The organism is Streptomyces sp. NPDC055140 (genome assembly GCF_053607285.1).
This window is the reverse complement of record NZ_JBSGTG010000015.1, coordinates 170,382-186,159: the sequence shown is the minus strand read 5'-3', so window position 1 is coordinate 186,159 and position 15,778 is coordinate 170,382. Positions and strand designations below refer to the sequence as shown.

Sequence of the window (15,778 nt, the reverse complement as noted above, 5' to 3'; positions counted from 1 at the left end):
CCGAAGGAAGAACTCGTCACGCGTCGTCACCCTCGCGCATCGGCACCCGCACCCCGCGCTCGGCCGCGACCTCGGCCGCGTGCTCGTAGCCCGCGTCGACGTGGCGGATGACGCCCATCGCCGGGTCGTTGGTGAGGACGCGCTCGATCTTCTGCGCGGCCAGCTCGGTGCCGTCGGCGACGCAGACCTGACCGGCGTGGATGGAGCGGCCCATGCCGACGCCGCCACCGTGGTGGATGGAGACCCAGGAGGCGCCGGAGGCCGTGTTGACCAGGGCGTTGAGCAGCGGCCAGTCGGCGATGGCGTCGGAGCCGTCCTTCATGGCCTCGGTCTCGCGGTACGGGGAGGCGACCGAGCCGGAGTCGAGGTGGTCACGGCCGATGGCGACCGGGGCGGAGAGCTCGCCGGAGGCGACCATCTCGTTGAACTTCAGACCGGCCAGGTGGCGCTCGCCGTAGCCGAGCCAGCAGATGCGCGCGGGCAGGCCCTCGAAGGCGATCCGCTCGGCGGCCATGTCGATCCAGCGGTGCAGGTGCTTGTTCTCCGGGAACAGCTCCTTGATCGCCTTGTCCGTCTTGGCGATGTCCTCCGGGTCGCCGGACAGGGCGGCCCAGCGGAACGGGCCGAGGCCCTCCTCGAACAGCGGGCGGATGTGCGCCGGGACGAAGCCGGGGAAGTCGAAGGCGCGCTCGCAGCCCGCCTTGCGGGCCTCGTCGCGGATGGAGTTGCCGTAGTCGAAGACCTCGGCGCCGCGGTCGAGGAAGCCGATCATGGCCTCGACGTGGAGGCGCATCGAGTGGCGCGCCTTGTCGGTGAAGCCGGCCGGGTCGGCCTCGCGCTCCTTGTCCCAGTCCTCGACCGAGATGCCGACGGGCAGGTAGGCCAGCGGGTCGTGGGCGGAGGTCTGGTCGGTGACAATGTCGATCGGGGCCTCGCGGCGCAGCAGCTCCGGGAAGATCTCGGCTGCGTTGCCCACCACGCCGATGGACAGGCCGCGGCGCTCGTCACGGGCCTGGACCGCGAGCTCCAGGGCGTGGTCCAGGTTGTCGGCCTTCACGTCCAGGTAGCGGGTGCCGATGCGGCGGTCGATGCGGGTCCCGTCGACGTCGACGCAGATGGCGACGCCCTCGTGCATCGTCACGGCGAGGGGCTGGGCGCCGCCCATGCCACCGACGCCTGCGGTGAGGGTGATCGTGCCGGCGAGAGTGCCGTCGAACTTCTTGCGGGCGACCGCGCCGAAGGTCTCGTAGGTGCCCTGGACGATGCCCTGCGAGCCGATGTAGATCCACGAACCGGCCGTCATCTGGCCGTACATGGTCAGACCCTCGGCCTCCAGCTTGCGGAACTCCTCCCAGTTCGCCCAGTCGCCCACCAGGTTGGAGTTGGCGAGCAGCACGCGCGGCGCCCACTCGCTGGTGCGCATGACACCGACCGGCTTGCCGGACTGCACGAGGAGCGTCTCGTCCGACTTCAATGTCTTGAGCGTGCGCACGATCGCGTCGTACGCCTCCCAGGAGCGGGCCGCCTTGCCGGTGCCCCCGTAGACGACCAGCTTGTCGGGATGCTCGGCAACCTCCGCGTCGAGGTTGTTCATGAGCATCCGCAGGGCGCCCTCCTGCTGCCATCCCAGGGTGTTCAGTTCCGTACCGCGCGGGGCTCGTACGGGGCGGGGTCCTGACATGGCTGCCTCCTAGAAACTGTTGCCGTGGATATTCACATCCTGGCGTTCTGAATAGAACTAGTCAATACATCTCCCCGGCCGGTTGCCGCGCCGCCGCGCCGGACATGGGTGATCGCCTGGTCACAGGGATCATCAGGGAGTCGGGCGGCGACGCGCCGGAGGCGCTGCCAGGGCCCCGAGGGGGTGCTACGGAGGCGCCTCGGGGGCCACACGGAGGGGCTTCCTCCGAGCAGGGCGGCGCCCCGACTCCCGCGGATATCAGGCCGGTTGGCGGATTTTAGTCGCTCCACGCATGTTCCACTGGAAAATGCCAGAACCCTCACCTGGCATCCGTACGTTGCGTAGCGTCGTGCACACGGCCGAACGTCACGTACGGGAGGAGTCCGGTGTGCCCGGAATCGACGAGTGCCTGCTGGAAGCCATGCGGCTGCCCGGTGCGCGGGGTGCCTCCGTGGTCGACTGGACCAGCGGACTCGCCCTCGGCACCGTCGGGGACTCGCCGAACGGGGACCACGAGGCGACCGCCGCGGAGGCCGCCGAGCTGGCCCGGATGACGGCCGAGCACCGCGCCTTCGCGCCCGCCGGCGGCGCCGACTGGTCCGCAGGCGAGCCGCCGGTCGAGGACGTCATCGTCACCAGCCGGGACGGCTATCACGTGCTGCGCTTCGTGCGGACCACGTTCGACAGCAGCGTCTTCCTCCATCTCTGGCTCGACCGGGAACAGGGCAACCTGGCGCTGTCCCGCATCCGGCTCGGCGAGATGGCGGACCGGCTGGTGCTCGGGTGACCACGACGGCGGCGGCCAGGGCCGAGGGCCGCACGACGACACCGGCCGGGGTCTCCCCCATGCTGCGCCGCCTCGCCGAGGAGCGGGCCACCGGCGCCCTGCTGCGCGACCGCGGCACGCTCTACCTCGCCGACGGGCAGGTCGTGCACGCCGAGAGCCCCGCGACGCCCGGCATCGACGTCCTGCTCACCACCGGCGGCGCCCTGCACCCCGACGGCTGGTGGGAGGCCGTCGACGCGGCCGGGACACGGCAGCGGGTCGGCCGGTACCTCGTGGAGAGCGGCCGGCTCACCGACGGCGCGCTCGAACTGTGCCACCTGGGCGCCCTCTACGACGCCGCGTTCTTCGCACTCGCGCCCAGCGGCGCCCCGGCCCGCTTCCGCTACGGCGCCGCCCACTGGTTCGGCACCGTCCACCCCGTCTCCGTCGCGTCCGTGGAGGCCGAGACGCTGCGCCGGCGCGAGCTGCTGCACGGCATCTGGCCCGACGCCGCCGCCGACACGGCACCCCTCGAGCAGGGCGGCGGCCACCGCCTCGCGGTCCCGCCGCGCCAGCGCGCCGTGCTCGCCCTGGTCGACGGAGCGCGCACCGCGGCCGATATCTCCCACGTCCTCGGCAGGCCCGCCTTCCACACCCTGGTGGATCTGCGCAGGCTCGCCGCCGCCGGCCTCGTACGGGCTGCGGCACCGCCTCCGCTGCCGCCCGCCCCGGCCACGCCCGCTTGGGCGGGCGCGGCGTCGGCCGACCCCGATGTCGCACTGTTACGCCGCCTCAGAGACGCGCTGGAGGCCCTGTGAGACGCGCGCTCCGCCAGCGTGCCGAGAGGAGACAGCTGATGACGGCCGAGGCCGAAGTCCTCGAAGAACTGCACCGGTTGAGAGCCCGCGTGCCCCGCCTCACGGGTGCGCTCGCGGCAGGTGTCGACGGGCTGGTCCTCGCCCATGACACCCCGGGCGTGGAGGCCGAGGGCATCGCCGCGCTCACCGCCGCCTCGCTCGGTGTGGCCCTGCGCATGGCCGACGCGACGGGGCGCGGCGACCTGCGCGAACTCCTCGTGCGCGGCACGCACGGCTATGTGGCCACCTACGCGGCCGGCCCGTCCGCGGTCCTGACGCTGCTCGCGGACGACCAGGTCAGCGTCGGCCGCCTGCACCTGGAGGGCCGCCGCTGCGGGGCGCGTATCGGCGAACTCGTGGCGGACGTCCTGACACCCGTCGAACCGCCCGCGCCCGACCGGCGCCAGCCCCGGCCGTCAACCCGGCAACAGCGGCTGCCCACCCGCCCCGTACCGCCCCAGTCCGCTTCCTGAACGAATACACCGCACACGCGATTCCTCGAAAGGACCGACCATGGCCAACACCGAAGCCGCCCTCAAGGACGCCGTCACCTCGATCGAAGGCGCCACCGCCGCCGCGCTCGTCGACTACACGAGCGGCATGGCGCTCGGCACCATCGGCGGCACCAAGGACTTCGACCTCGAAGTGGCCGCCGCCGGCAACACCGACGTCGTACGGGCGAAACTCCGCACCATGGAGCACCTCGGCCTCAAGGACGAGATCGAGGACATCCTGATCACGCTCGGCACCCAGTACCACCTGATCCGCCTGCTGTCGGGGCGCTCCGGCAACGGTCTCTTCCTGTACCTGGTCCTCGATTCGAGCCGCGCGAACCTGGCGATGGCACGCCACCAGCTGAGGAAGATCGAGGCCGAGCTCGAGGTCTGAGCCTTCCGGCCCGCACGCCCGCTCAGGGGCGGCGCCGCGCCCCGCCCGGTGCGGCGTCGCCCGCGCCTGTGCCCGTCGACCGGTAGCCCTTGACGCGGGCGCCCGCGGGAGCGCCCGCGCGCCCGTCGAGCCAGTCGACCCGTACCCACAGGAGCTGGTCGTCGCGGCGTTCCAGGCGGCCGAGGCGGGTCGCCCGCAGCCACAGGCCGGCGCCCGTGCCGGCGACGAGGAGGCCGCCCGCGGCGGGCAGCGCGAAGGCGGAGCCGAGGGCGGCGAGGAAGGCGAGGAGCAGCCACCAGCGGTGGCCGCGGCGCCAGTTGCGCACCGTCACCGCGCGGTCCTGGAGCACGTCGTGCTTGCCCGCGCGCGACGCCGAGCGCGCCAGGCCCGCGTAGCGCTTTCGCCCCACGCCCGCGACCGTGGCCGCCGAGAGCAGGAAGAGGGCCGCTCCCGCGAGCACGCCGATACGGCGGCCGGTGAGTCCCGGCGGGAGCACTCCGATGCCCGCGGCGCACACCCCGAGCCACCACAGGGGCGCGGCCCCGGCCCTCACGACCACCGCCACCCGGGCCAGACCCTGCCCACCGCGCGTCGCCACGTCCGCCACCTCCGCACTCCGGTGTCACCTCGACCGGGCGGAGACTAACGAGGGAATCTGAGGGCTCCCTGAGAGCTGACGTAAGGGGGCTCAGTCCTCCCAGTCCGAGGTGTCGCGCTCCTTGCGCGACCCGAAGCGCGGCATCCACCGCACCGCGTGCAGCGCGTTCACCCCGACGATGCCCGTCCAGGCGATCAGCAGGCCGGGCAGATCGGCGTTGACGACGGCGATCGCGGACAGCGGGATGGCGAGCACCAGGGAGACGATGCCGAAGCCGAAGCGCTCGCCCCAGCTGTCGCCGTCGCCGCGCGGGGAGCGCGCGCCCCGGGCGACGACCATCTGCTGCTCCGCCAACTGCCTCCGCACACGGCGGTCCACGGCACCGTCGAGGCGCTGCTCGACCTTGTCCAGGAACGAGTCGACGAGCGCGGACTCGTACTCTTCGCCGAGTTCCCTGCGTGCGTGCAGGGTGGCGTCGAGTTCCTTCTTGAGTTCGGCGTCACGGGCTTCCATACCGGGCCACGTTACGGACCGGAGGCCGCCGTCGCAGTGGGGCTAACCCCCCTCTTGTCCCTGGGCCGGGCCCTACTCGGCCGCCACCGGCTCACGCAGCGTCCGCTCGGGGATGTGCGCCGTGTTGCGCCGGGCCACGGCCCAGTACAGGACGGCCGGCACCACGAGCCCCACGATCCAGGAGATGTCGGCGCCGCCGAGCGGCTCGACGAGCGGGCCCGTGTAGAAGTGCGTGGCGAGGAACGGGAGCTGCGCGAGGAGCCCGATCGCGTACACGGTGAGCGCGTCCCAGCGCCAGGCCCCGTAGCGCCCGTGCGGGTCGGAGAGGGCCGGGATGTCGTACCGCTCCTTGGAGATCAGGTAGTAGTCGACCAGGTTGATCGCCGACCAGGGCGTGAAGAACGTCAGCAGGAACAGCAGGAAGTCCTTGAAGGACGACAGGAAGCTGTCCTTGCCGACCAGCGCGACCGCCGTGCCCGCGATCATGATCAGCGCGATGTACGCGGCCCTGGCGCGCTGCGAGAGGACCTTCTGACCGCGGAATCCGCTGACGCTCGTCACCATCGACATGAAGCCGCCGTACGTGTTGAGCACGTTGATGGTCAGCTTGCCGAGCGCGATCACGAAGTACAGGAACGAGGCGATGATCCCGGCGCCGCCGAGGCCGACCACGTAACTGACCTGGTTGTCGAGGAACTTCGCCCCCGCCGTCGCCGCGACGAGGACGCCGAACGTCATCGACCACTGCGAGCCGATCGCCGACCCCGACAGCGTCCACCAGAACGTGGACTTCGCCGACGTCGTGCGGGGCAGATAGCGCGAGTAGTCCGCGACGTACGGGCCGAAGGCGAGCTGCCAGGACGCGGAGAGCGAGATGGCGAGCAGGAACATCGGGGCGTCGAAGTGCGCGTCGTGCAGCAGCGCCGAGAGGTCGACCCGGTCCAGGAGCCGGATGCCGAGGTAGACGAAGGCGATGGCGCACACGATGCTGGCGACCCGGCCGAGCGCGTGGATGACGCGGTAGCCGACGGTCGCCGTCGCCCCGGTGACCAGGGCGAACACGACGATGCCCGTGGTGTCGCCGGTGTGTGTGAGCTCGCCGACGGCCTGCCCGGCGAGCACGCTGCCGCTGGCGAAGAACCCGACGTACATCAGGATCACCAGGAGCAGCGGGACGACCGCGCCGCGCACACCGAACTGGGCGCGGGACTGGATCATCTGCGGCAGGCCGAGCCTGGGGCCCTGCGCCGAGTGCAGCGCCATGACGGCGCCGCCCAGCAGGTTGCCGACGACGAGACCGACGAGCGACCAGACCACATCGCCGCCGAAGACGACGGCGAGCGCGCCCGTCACGACGGCGGTGATCTGGAGGTTCGCGCCGAGCCAGAGCGTGAACTGCGAGAACGCCGTGCCGTGGCGTTCCGCGTCGGGAACTACGTCGATGGAGCGCCGCTCCACGAGTGCTTCGGCCATGATCCGACTCTCCTTCAGCCCTTGCTGATCCCGTGCTGACGCGCGTACGCGTCGGCAACGTCCTGGGGGTCCTTCTTGTCCTTGTCCACCTGCCGGTTGAGCTCGGTGAGCTGCTCCGTCGTCAGTACGTTGCCCAGGCGCGCGAGCGCCTTGCGGACCGTCGAGTCGGCCTTGCGGTCGGCGACGAGCGGGACGACGTGCTGGCCGGGGACGAGGTTCTTGGGGTCGGTGAGGACGACCCAGTGGTTGTCGACGATGTCCGTGTCGGTGGTGAAGAGGTTCGCCACGTCGACGTCGCCCTTCTTCAGGGCGCCCTTGACCAGCGGCCCCGACGAGTCGAGGGACTTGAACTCCTTGAACTCGACGCCGTACACGTCCTTCAGGCCGACCGCGCCGACCTGGCGCTTCTTCACCTCGGGCGCGGCGCCGATGACGAGCTTGCCGTTGTGCTTCGCCAGGTCGGCGAGCGAGGTCAGCTTGTACTTCCTGGCCGTCTCGCGGGTGACGACGAACGCGTCGGAGTCCTCCGCCAGGCCGTAGGGCAAGATCTGCAGGCCCTTGGGCAGGGCGACGGCGAGGGCGTTCTGCATCTCGCCCTCCTCGGTGGCCGTCGACTTCGGGTCGAGGTAGTGCAGGAGGGCTCCCTGGTACTCGGGGAGCAGGTCGATGTCCCCGCCCTCGAGGGCGGGGATGAGGATCTCGCGGGTGCCGAGGTTGGGGCGGACCTTCGTCTTCACGCCGGCCGCTTCGAGGGCGGCCGCGTACAGGTAGCCGAGCACCTGGTTCTCGGTGAAGTTGGCGGTGCCGATGGTGACGCCGTTCTTGCTGGAGCCGCCGCCCCCGCCGCCCGAGCCCTGGCCGTCGAGAGAGGTGATGCCGCCGCTGCACGCGGCGAGCGCGGGGACGGAGGCTGCGGCGAACAGGCCGCCGATGACAGTCCTGCGGTTCATCTTGCGTGCTCCTAGGCCGACTTGGCGGGGCGGTGGCGGAAGAGGGCGCGCTGCAGTGCGGAGAGCCCGAGGTCGAGTACGACGGCGACGACCGCCACGAGGACGGCACCGCCGAGCACCTGCACGAGGTCGCGCTGGGCGAGCCCGTCGAAGACGTAGCGGCCGAGGCCGCCGAAGGAGACGTACGCGGCGATGGTCGCCGTGGCGACGACCTGGATCAGGGCGAGCCGCAGGCCGGTCATGATCAGGGGCATCGCGAGCGGCAGCTCGACCTGGAACAGGACCTGGTGGCCGCGCATGCCCTGGCCGCGGGCCGCGTCCTTGACCTCCGGGTCGACGGCGCTCATGCCCGCGTACGTGTTGGTGACGATCGACGGGACCGCGAGGGCCACGAGCGCGATGTAGACGGGCCACATGGACAGGCCGCTCGCCAGGAAGACGAGCACGACCAGGCCGACGGTCGGCAGCGCGCGGCCGAAGCTGGACAGGTTGATCGCGAGGAACGCGCCGCGCCCGGTGTGGCCGATGAGCAGGCCGAGCGGCAGTGCGATGACGGCCGCGATGAGCGTGGCGAGCAGCGAGTACTGGAGGTGCTCGGCGAGGCGGTGCCCGATGCCGTCGGGGCCCGCCCACTGGTCGCCGTCGACCAGCCACGCGCCGAGGTTCTTGAAGAGCTCGTACATCTCAGGCACTCCTCCGGCGGCGGGTCCAGGGGGTCAGCGCGTACTGCACGGCGACGAGGACCGCGTCCGCGGCGAGCGCGAGGAGCAGGGTCAGCACGACGCCGGCGATGACCGGGGTCGGGAAGTTGCGCTGGAACCCGTCGGTGAACAGCTGGCCGAGCCCGCCGTCGCCGATGTACGTCGCCACGGAGACCAGGGAGATCGCCATGACGGTCGCGATGCGCACCCCGGCCATGATCACCGGCAGGGCGAGCGGCAGTTCGACGGTGAGCAGGGTGCGCAGCGGACGCGTCCCCATGGCCTTCGCGGCCTCCTTGGTCTTCGCCGGCACCGAGTCGAGGCCCTCGACGGTGTTCCGCAGGAGCACCACGAGCGTGTAGATCGTCAGGCCGATGACCGTGGTGGTGCGGGTGAGCCCGGAGACCGGGAGCAGCAGGACGAACACCGCGATCGACGGGATCGTGAACAGGACGTTCGAGAACCCGAGCAGGAAGCCGCGCAGCGGCTTGACGCGATGGGCCACGACGGCGAGCGGCAACGAGATGACCAGGCCCAGCACGACGGCGGAGAGCGCTGCCTGGAGGTGCGAGAGCGTGAGCGTGGTGAGGTCGGAGGTGTGCTCCGATATCCAGGACCAGTCGATGGTCATGAGGCCACGTCCGTGTCCTTGCGGACGGCGGTGTCACTGGTGCCGCCGGCGTCCTTGGGGGCGTCCACGCGGGTGCCGGCGGCTATGTGGGCGAGGCCCGCGCGGTCGTGGATCTCGCCTCGGGACGTGACGCCCGTCAGGACGCCGTCCGCGTCGACCCGGGCCACGAGGCCGCCGGGCGCCGCGATCGACTCGTTCAGCGCCGACAGGAGCGAGTCCGAGTCCCGCAGCGGGCGCACCGGTACCTCGGCGGAGGTGCCCTCGTCGCGCCACAGCAGCGGCTTGCGGGCCGCGTCGAGGACCAGTTCCCAGCCGGTGCCCTCGGGGGCCGGCCCCTGGCCGACGTCCGCGAGCGTGGTCAGGGACAGCAGCTTCAGGCCGCGCTCGGCGCCGAGGAAGTCGGCGACGAAGTCGTCCGCGGGGCGGGCGAGCAGCTCGGCGGGCGGCGCGCACTGGACGAGGTGACCGCCCGTGCGGAAGACGGCTATCCGGTCGCCGAGCCGCACGGCCTCGTCGATGTCGTGCGTGACGAAGACGATGGTCTTGTTCAACTCCTGCTGGAGACGCAGGAGTTCGTCCTGGAGCTGAGTACGCACGACGGGGTCGACCGCGCCGAACGGCTCGTCCATGAGCAGCACCGGCGGGTCGGCGGCGAGCGCGCGGGCCACGCCGACGCGCTGCTGCTGGCCGCCGGAGAGCTGGTGCGGGTAGCGCTTGCCGGCCTCGGCGGTAAGGCCGACCGTCTCCAGGAGCTCGGCCGCCCGTGCCCGCGCCTTGCGCCGGCCCCAGCCGAGCAGGAGCGGCACCGTCGCGATGTTGTCGAGGACGGTGCGGTGCGGGAAGAGGCCCGACTGCTGGATGACGTACCCGATGGAGCGGCGCAGCTCGGCCGCGTCCTGCTCAAGGACGTCGCGGCCGCCGACGCGGATGGTGCCGGAAGTCGGGTCGACCATCCGGTTGATCATCCGCAGACTGGTCGTCTTGCCGCAACCGGAAGACCCGACGAAGACGGTCACGCCCCCTTCCGGCATGTCGAGCGTCAGGTCGTGCACTGCCGTCGTGCCGTTCGGGAAGCGTTTGTGGACCGTATCGAACTGGATCATGTGGAGTCCCCTTGCCCGGGCTGCATATCGTCATGCAGAGTTCTCGGTATCTGAATAGATTGTCAATGCCCCGGCGCACATCGCCAGGTAAATCGCTGGTTAATGCCATCGGGGAACGAGACAGAACGTCCGGTTGAGGAGGGTTTGACGCACCATGTCGTCTCACATCGCGGACACCGCGGGTAAGCCCCGAATGATGGCCCCCCAGCGTCCCACGCCCGTCGTCGTGCTCGACGGACACGGGCTCCCCGTGCCCGACGTCGTCCGCCTGGCCGATTCCGCCGCCAGGCCGGTCCCCGGCACCGACGCCATGAAACGCGTCGAGGAGTCCTGGAACGCCGCCCGCGAGATCGCCGCCTGGGGCCGCGTCTACGGCCGCTCCACCGGCGTCGGCGCGAACCGGAACGAGGACGTGCCCACCGAGGCCGCCGCCGACCACGGCCTGCGCCTGCTGCGCAGCCACGCCGGCGCCATCGGCGAAGAGCTCCCCGCACGCCAGGTCCGCGCCATGCTCGCCGTCCGCGCCAACCAGCTCCTCGCCGGCGGTGCAGGACTACGCCCCACCGTCGTCACGGCCCTGTGCGAAGCCCTGGAGACCGGCGCCTACCCGGTCGTCAACGAATTCGGCTCCGTCGGCACCGGCGACATCGCCGCCCTCGCCCAGATGGGCCTCGCCCTCGCCGGCGAACACCCCTGGCGCGGCGACGGCGCCCCCGAGGCCCAGCCCCTCGACAACAACGACGCCCTCGCCCTGATCAGCAGCAACGCCCTCACCCTCGGCCAGTCCGCCCTCGCCCTGCACGAACTGCGCGACCTGATCTCCGCCACCCAACTCGTCGCCGCACTCTCCCTGCTGGCCGTCGACGGCTCCTACGAGGCGTACGCCCTGCCCGTCCACGAGGCCCGCCACCACCGCGGCTCATACGCCGTCGCCGCCCGGATGCGCACCATCCTCGGCGCCCCCGAACGCCCCACCCCGCCCCTCGGCCGCATCCAGGACCCGTACGGCTTCCGCTGCGTCCCCCAGATCCACGGCCCGGCCCAGGACGCCGCCGACGCCCTGGAAGACGTACTCACCGTCGAGATCAACGCAGCCGCCGAGAACCCCCTCATCTCCCCCCAGGACATGGCCGCCTACCACCACGGCGGTTTCTACATGGCCCAACTCGCCCTGGCGCTCGACCACTTCAGACTCGCCATCGCCCAGGTCGCCCGGCTCTCCACCTCACGCCTGTCCACCCTCAACGAACCCTCCTACACCCGCCTGCGCCCCTTCCTCGCCGACGGCGAACCCGCCTCGTCTGGCGTGATGATCCTCGAATACGCGGCCGGAGCGGCCCTCGGCGACCTGCGCGCCTTCGCCGCCCCCGCGTCGCTCGGCCACGCGGTCCTCTCCCGAGGCGTCGAGGAACAGGCCAGCTTCGCGTCCCTCGCCGCCCGCCAGACCCTGCGTGTCTGCGAGGCCTACCGCCTCGTCGTGGGCTGCGAACTCGTCGCCGCCGTACGGGCATTGCGCCAGCGCGACATGCGCCCCGACCCCGAACTCCCGGTCGGCCGCGCCTTCGCCCTCGCGGATTCGGTCCTCGACCCCGACGCCACCGACCGTCCCCTGACGGAAGATGTCACCCGGGCCGCGGCGGGACTCCTGGACAGCTTCACCCGCATCGCCGACGGAACAGACGGACCGGCCGCAGCCACCGCAGCAGCCGGATCAGACCGCCCTGGGGGGACGGAATGAACGACAGCCCAGCCGCACGACTGCAACAGCTCTTCGAGGTACACCGCCTGACACCCACTCAGCGGCGCATCGCGCACTGCATGGTGCGCCGCGCCGCCGACGTCCCGTTCCTCTCCTCCGTGGAACTCGCCGAACTCGCCGGAGTCAGCCAGCCCTCCGTCACCCGCTTCGCCGTGGCACTCGGCTTCGACGGCTACCCCGCCCTGCGCAAACACCTGCGCGAGGTCGCGCCCGCCGAACCCGCAACGCCCGCCTCGGCCAACGAGTACCAGCAGGCCGTCGAGGCCGAGATCGAGAACCTCCGCCACCTCGCGCAGCTCCTCGCCGACCCCGCCCCCGTCGAACGCGCGGGCCGCCTCCTCGCCGCCTCCCGCCCGCTCCTCGTCCTCGGCCTGCGCGCCGCCGCCTCCCAGGCCTACGGCTTCTCGTACTTCGCGGCGAAGGTCCACCCCGACGTACGGCTCCTCGACGAGGGCGGCACGATGCTCGCCGACCGCGTCGACGCCGCCGTCCACGCCGGAGCCACCGCCCTCCTCTGCTTCGCGCTGCCCCGCCACCCCAAGGAAGTCGTCGACGCGCTCGCCTACGCCAAGTCGGCCGGCCTCACCGTGGTCACCGTCGCCGACTCGGCCTTCGCCCCCGTCGCCAAGCACTCGGACCTGCTCCTGCCCGCCGCGGTCGGCGAGGGCCTCGCCTTCGACACGGCGTGCTCACCGATGCTGCTCGGGCGCGTACTCCTGGAAGCGATGTGCGACAACCTGCCCGAGGCGCAGGCCCGCCTGGAGGAATTCGACGTACGCGCCGCGGAGCGGGGCCTGTTCGTCGAATAGAAGAGCGCTCGGAAGGGTGTTGCGCGGGGACCGCCGCACCCCCGTGAACGGGGGGCGGGACGACGGCGGTCCCCGCGAAGGACACGGAACCGGGTCAGGACCGGGTCACCGCGTCCGCAGGCGTCCATGGAGGTCCGGGAGCCGCTCCGGAGGTCCTTGACGCCGCTACGGTGCCGGCCTGAGCGGGGAGCCGCTCCCACCCCTGCCGACACCCACCAATGTGCCGGACGCGTGTTAAGCGGGTGCTGCGCGCACGTGTCGCGCTCGTACCGATTGCACGAACCCGCTCCGCCTTACTTCCCGCCGCTCTTCGCGAGGAAGGACAACAGGTCCTGGCGGCTCACCACACCCTTGGGCTTGCCCTCCACCAGGACGATCGTCGCGTCCGCGGAGCCGAGCACGGACATCAGGTCCTCCACCGGCTCACCCGAGCCGACCTGCGGCAGCGGCGCCGACATGTGCTTCTCCAGCGGGTCGCCGAGCGAGGCGCGCCGCGTGAACAGGGCGTCGAGCAGCTCCCGTTCGACGACGGAGCCGATGACCTCGGCAGCCATCACGTCCGGGTGGCCGGCTCCCGGCTTCACGATGGGCATCTGCGAGACGCCGTACTCGCGCAGCACCTCGATGGCCTCGCCGACGGTCTCCTCCGGGTGCATGTGGACGAGCGACGGCAGCGCGCCGCCCTCCTTGTGCTCGAGCACGTCGCCCACGCGCGCGCTCGTGCCCGTGTCGGCGAGGAAGCCGTAGTCGGCCATCCACTCGTCGTTGAAGATCTTGCTGAGGTAGCCGCGGCCGCTGTCCGGGAGGAGGACCACCACCACGTCGTCCGGGCCGAGGCGTTCGGCGACGCGGAGGGCCGCCACCACTGCCATGCCGCAGGAGCCGCCCACGAGGAGGCCCTCCTCCTTGGCGAGGCGGCGGGTCATCTGGAAGGAGTCCTTGTCGGAGACCGCGACGATCTCGTCCGCGACCGTGCGGTCGTACGCCGTCGGCCAGAAGTCCTCGCCCACGCCCTCCACGAGGTACGGGCGCCCCGAGCCGCCGGAGTACACCGAGCCCTCCGGGTCGGCGCCGATGACCTGTACACGGCCCTCGCTCGCGTCCTTCAGATAGCGGCCGGTCCCGGAGATCGTGCCGCCCGTGCCGACGCCCGCCACGAAGTGCGTGATCCTGCCCTCGGTCTGCTCCCACAGCTCGGGGCCGGTGGAGTGATAGTGCGAGAGGGGGTTGTTGGGGTTGGAGTACTGGTCCGGCTTCCAGGCGCCGGGCGTCTCACGCACCAGCCGGTCGGAGACGTTGTAGTACGAGTCCGGGTGCTCCGGGTCCACGGCCGTCGGGCAGACGACGACCTCCGCGCCGTACGCCCGCAGCACGTTGATCTTGTCCGTGGAGACCTTGTCGGGGCACACGAAGATGCACTTGTACCCCTTCTGCTGCGCCACGATGGCCAGGCCGACGCCCGTGTTGCCGCTGGTCGGCTCCACGATCGTGCCGCCGGGCTTGAGGGCGCCGCTCTCCTCCGCGGCCTCGATCATGCGCACGGCGATGCGGTCCTTCACCGAACCGCCGGGGTTGAAGTACTCGACCTTGGCCAGGACGGTTGCCTGAATGCCTTCGGTCACGCTGTTGAGCCTCACGAGCGGGGTGTTGCCGACGAGGCTGATCATCGAGTCGTGGAATTGCACCGTTGTCTCCGGGCTGCGATGGATCTGTGAGGGATCCGCGATGTGATGTGCGGTCAGCGTAAGCCGAGTGCCGCCCCATCATCGCCTGTTGCGATTGGCCGACCGTGCTTACGGGGCAATGACTGGATGTACGGCTGAAAAGGACTACGCAGAGGCAGGTGGCTGCGACGCATGTCGAGGGCGAGGGTGGCACGGCGGATCGCCGCGGGCGCGGCGTACGGCGGCGGCGGTATCGGTCTGGTCGGCGCCGCCGCGGTCGGTCTGGTGATCGCGGAGGTCCAGCTGGCGAAGCGGCAGGTGGGCAACCACGGCAGGGGGGTGCAGGTCCCGTCCGCGGACGGTCTGTACGGGAGGGTCTTCGCCGAGCGTCCGGCCACCGAGGTGGCGGAGACGGAGCCATTGCGGTTCGCGATGCTGGGTGACTCGACGGCGGCGGGGCAGGGCGTGCACCGGGCCCGGCAGACGCCGGGCGCACTGCTCGCCTCGGGTCTCTCGGCGGTGGCCGAGCGTCCGGTGGAGCTGCGTAACGTGGCACTGCCGGGCGCCAGGTCGGACGATCTGGACCGGCAGGTCGCGGTGATCCTCTCGGATCCGGACTGGGTGCCGGACGTGTGCGTCGTGATGATCGGCGCGAACGACGTGACGCACCGGATGCCGGCGACCCGGTCGGTGCGTCATCTGTCGGCGGCGGTGCGCAGGCTGCGTACGGCGGGCGCGGAGGTGGTGGTGGGGACGTGCCCTGATCTGGGCACGATCGAGCTGGTGAACCAGCCACTGCGGTTTCTGGCCCGGCGAGCCTCGCGGCAACTGGCGGCGGCGCAGACGATCGGCACGGTGGAGCAGGGCGGGCGCACGGTGTCGCTGGGCGATCTGCTCGGCCCGGAGTTCCTGGCCAATCCGCGGGAGCTGTTCGGTCCCGACAACTACCACCCGTCGGCCGAGGGCTATGCGACGGCGGCGATGGCGGTGCTGCCGACGCTGTGCGCGTCGCTGGGCCTGTGGCCGGAGGAGGAGCGTCCGGACGTGTCGCGGCGCGAGGGCTTCCTGCCGGTGGCCAGGGCGGCGGCCCAGGCAGCGGCGGAGGGCGGCACGGAGGTGACGGCGGCTATGCCGACGGGTCCGAGGGGGCCCTGGGCCCTGCTGAAGCGCCGCAGGCGCAGGCGGGTGGCGACGCAGGACCCGACGCCGCTGAACATCTAGCGGGTACGAACACCCAGCGGGTACTTCGGCGATTGAGGAGCGGGGTCCGGGGCGGAGCCCTGTGTCCTGGACCACGCACCCGAGCCGGAAGCCCGCTACCCCGAAATCGCCCTGAGCAAGCGCTTAGAAAAATGCGGTGGGAGTCACACGCGCACACCGGTGAC

16 protein-coding genes are annotated in these 15,778 nt (G+C 71.5%); 7 read left to right on the top strand and 9 right to left on the bottom strand.

Going from position 1 to position 15,778, the window contains the following annotated elements; translation table 11 throughout:
* Positions 1–16 precede the first annotated feature (16 nt).
* Positions 17–1,681, bottom strand: a complete 1,665-nt coding sequence (hutU, locus tag ACWFR4_RS27030; protein ID WP_453654966.1) for a urocanate hydratase — start codon at positions 1,679–1,681, stop codon at positions 17–19.
* Positions 1,682–2,069: 388 nt separating this feature from the next.
* On the opposite strand from hutU, the gene ACWFR4_RS27025 reads away from it, so the two are divergent.
* From ACWFR4_RS27025 to ACWFR4_RS27010, 4 genes are read left to right on the top strand one after another with little or no spacing between them, the layout of a single operon-like run.
* On the top strand, positions 2,070–2,468 hold the full coding sequence (locus ACWFR4_RS27025; RefSeq protein WP_100597931.1) for a hypothetical protein: 399 nt from the start codon (positions 2,070–2,072) through the stop codon (positions 2,466–2,468).
* A 59-nt stretch (positions 2,469–2,527) separates the two neighbouring features.
* Positions 2,528–3,265, top strand: a complete 738-nt coding sequence (locus tag ACWFR4_RS27020) for a transcriptional regulator (RefSeq protein ID WP_453655012.1) — start codon at positions 2,528–2,530, stop codon at positions 3,263–3,265.
* Between the two features lie 38 nt (positions 3,266–3,303).
* A complete protein-coding gene (locus tag ACWFR4_RS27015; protein ID WP_453458478.1) occupies positions 3,304–3,777 on the top strand; it encodes a roadblock/LC7 domain-containing protein in 474 nt (157 codons plus the stop codon).
* Positions 3,778–3,817: 40 nt separating this feature from the next.
* Entirely contained in the window at positions 3,818–4,192 is a 375-nt protein-coding gene (locus ACWFR4_RS27010; protein ID WP_453458481.1) for a hypothetical protein, read from the top strand.
* Between the two features lie 22 nt (positions 4,193–4,214).
* On the opposite strand, the gene ACWFR4_RS27005 is transcribed toward ACWFR4_RS27010, so the two are convergent.
* The 7 genes from ACWFR4_RS27005 to ACWFR4_RS26975 form a co-directional block, all read right to left on the bottom strand.
* The gene (locus ACWFR4_RS27005; protein ID WP_453654964.1) at positions 4,215–4,790 is read right to left on the bottom strand and encodes a hypothetical protein; all 576 of its coding nucleotides are present in this window, start codon (positions 4,788–4,790) and stop codon (positions 4,215–4,217) included.
* 90 nt (positions 4,791–4,880) lie between these two features.
* Positions 4,881–5,303: a hypothetical protein gene (locus ACWFR4_RS27000; protein WP_453458486.1), complete on the bottom strand. Its 423-nt coding sequence runs from the start codon at positions 5,301–5,303 to the stop codon at positions 4,881–4,883.
* A gap of 72 nt (positions 5,304–5,375) precedes the next feature.
* Complete coding sequence (locus ACWFR4_RS26995; RefSeq protein WP_453458489.1) at positions 5,376–6,776, bottom strand: purine-cytosine permease family protein; 1,401 nt, start codon at positions 6,774–6,776, stop codon at positions 5,376–5,378.
* Between the two features lie 14 nt (positions 6,777–6,790).
* Complete coding sequence (locus tag ACWFR4_RS26990) at positions 6,791–7,726, bottom strand: ABC transporter substrate-binding protein (protein ID WP_453458491.1); 936 nt, start codon at positions 7,724–7,726, stop codon at positions 6,791–6,793.
* Positions 7,727–7,737: 11 nt separating this feature from the next.
* The gene (locus ACWFR4_RS26985) at positions 7,738–8,409 is read right to left on the bottom strand and encodes an ABC transporter permease (protein ID WP_453458493.1); all 672 of its coding nucleotides are present in this window, start codon (positions 8,407–8,409) and stop codon (positions 7,738–7,740) included.
* 1 nt (position 8,410) lies between these two features.
* Positions 8,411–9,058 carry an ABC transporter permease gene (locus ACWFR4_RS26980; RefSeq protein ID WP_453458496.1) on the bottom strand — a complete coding sequence of 216 codons (648 nt, stop codon included), beginning with the start codon at positions 9,056–9,058 and terminating at the stop codon, positions 8,411–8,413.
* Positions 9,055–10,161 (bottom strand): ABC transporter ATP-binding protein, encoded by a 1,107-nt coding sequence (locus ACWFR4_RS26975; RefSeq protein ID WP_453654962.1) that lies wholly within the window; start codon positions 10,159–10,161, stop codon positions 9,055–9,057. Before ACWFR4_RS26975 ends, ACWFR4_RS26980 begins: the two co-directional genes overlap by 4 nt.
* A 154-nt stretch (positions 10,162–10,315) precedes the next feature.
* On the opposite strand from ACWFR4_RS26975, the gene ACWFR4_RS26970 reads away from it, so the two are divergent.
* On the top strand, positions 10,316–11,899 hold the full coding sequence (locus ACWFR4_RS26970; RefSeq protein WP_453458502.1) for an aromatic amino acid ammonia-lyase: 1,584 nt from the start codon (positions 10,316–10,318) through the stop codon (positions 11,897–11,899).
* Positions 11,896–12,729 (top strand): MurR/RpiR family transcriptional regulator, encoded by an 834-nt coding sequence (locus ACWFR4_RS26965; protein WP_453458505.1) that lies wholly within the window; start codon positions 11,896–11,898, stop codon positions 12,727–12,729. The genes ACWFR4_RS26970 and ACWFR4_RS26965 overlap by 4 nt, the downstream gene beginning before the upstream one ends.
* A 293-nt stretch (positions 12,730–13,022) precedes the next feature.
* Here the strand turns inward: ACWFR4_RS26965 and ACWFR4_RS26960 are convergent, their stop codons facing one another.
* Positions 13,023–14,414 carry a cystathionine beta-synthase gene (locus tag ACWFR4_RS26960; protein WP_453458508.1) on the bottom strand — a complete coding sequence of 464 codons (1,392 nt, stop codon included), beginning with the start codon at positions 14,412–14,414 and terminating at the stop codon, positions 13,023–13,025.
* Positions 14,415–14,585: 171 nt separating this feature from the next.
* Here ACWFR4_RS26960 and ACWFR4_RS26955 point away from each other — a divergent pair, with 171 nt between their 5' ends.
* Positions 14,586–15,614, top strand: coding sequence for an SGNH/GDSL hydrolase family protein (locus ACWFR4_RS26955; protein ID WP_453458511.1), 1,029 nt, complete (start codon positions 14,586–14,588; stop codon positions 15,612–15,614).
* Positions 15,615–15,778: the final 164 nt, after the last annotated feature.

Coding starts and splice junctions, on each gene's coding strand:
- ACWFR4_RS26975 (WP_453654962.1), bottom strand. CDS start 10,161: ATGATCCAGTTCGATACGGTCCACAAACGCTTCCCGAACGGCACGACG.
- hutU (WP_453654966.1), bottom strand. CDS start 1,681: ATGTCAGGACCCCGCCCCGTACGAGCCCCGCGCGGTACGGAACTGAAC.
- ACWFR4_RS26980 (WP_453458496.1), bottom strand. CDS start 9,058: ATGACCATCGACTGGTCCTGGATATCGGAGCACACCTCCGACCTCACC.
- ACWFR4_RS27015 (WP_453458478.1), top strand. CDS start 3,304: ATGACGGCCGAGGCCGAAGTCCTCGAAGAACTGCACCGGTTGAGAGCC.
- ACWFR4_RS27000 (WP_453458486.1), bottom strand. CDS start 5,303: ATGGAAGCCCGTGACGCCGAACTCAAGAAGGAACTCGACGCCACCCTG.
- ACWFR4_RS26970 (WP_453458502.1), top strand. CDS start 10,316: ATGTCGTCTCACATCGCGGACACCGCGGGTAAGCCCCGAATGATGGCC.
- ACWFR4_RS26990 (WP_453458491.1), bottom strand. CDS start 7,726: ATGAACCGCAGGACTGTCATCGGCGGCCTGTTCGCCGCAGCCTCCGTC.
- ACWFR4_RS26965 (WP_453458505.1), top strand. CDS start 11,896: ATGAACGACAGCCCAGCCGCACGACTGCAACAGCTCTTCGAGGTACAC.
- ACWFR4_RS26985 (WP_453458493.1), bottom strand. CDS start 8,409: ATGTACGAGCTCTTCAAGAACCTCGGCGCGTGGCTGGTCGACGGCGAC.
- ACWFR4_RS26955 (WP_453458511.1), top strand. CDS start 14,586: ATGTCGAGGGCGAGGGTGGCACGGCGGATCGCCGCGGGCGCGGCGTAC.
- ACWFR4_RS27010 (WP_453458481.1), top strand. CDS start 3,818: ATGGCCAACACCGAAGCCGCCCTCAAGGACGCCGTCACCTCGATCGAA.
- ACWFR4_RS26995 (WP_453458489.1), bottom strand. CDS start 6,776: ATGGCCGAAGCACTCGTGGAGCGGCGCTCCATCGACGTAGTTCCCGAC.
- ACWFR4_RS27020 (WP_453655012.1), top strand. CDS start 2,528: ATGCTGCGCCGCCTCGCCGAGGAGCGGGCCACCGGCGCCCTGCTGCGC.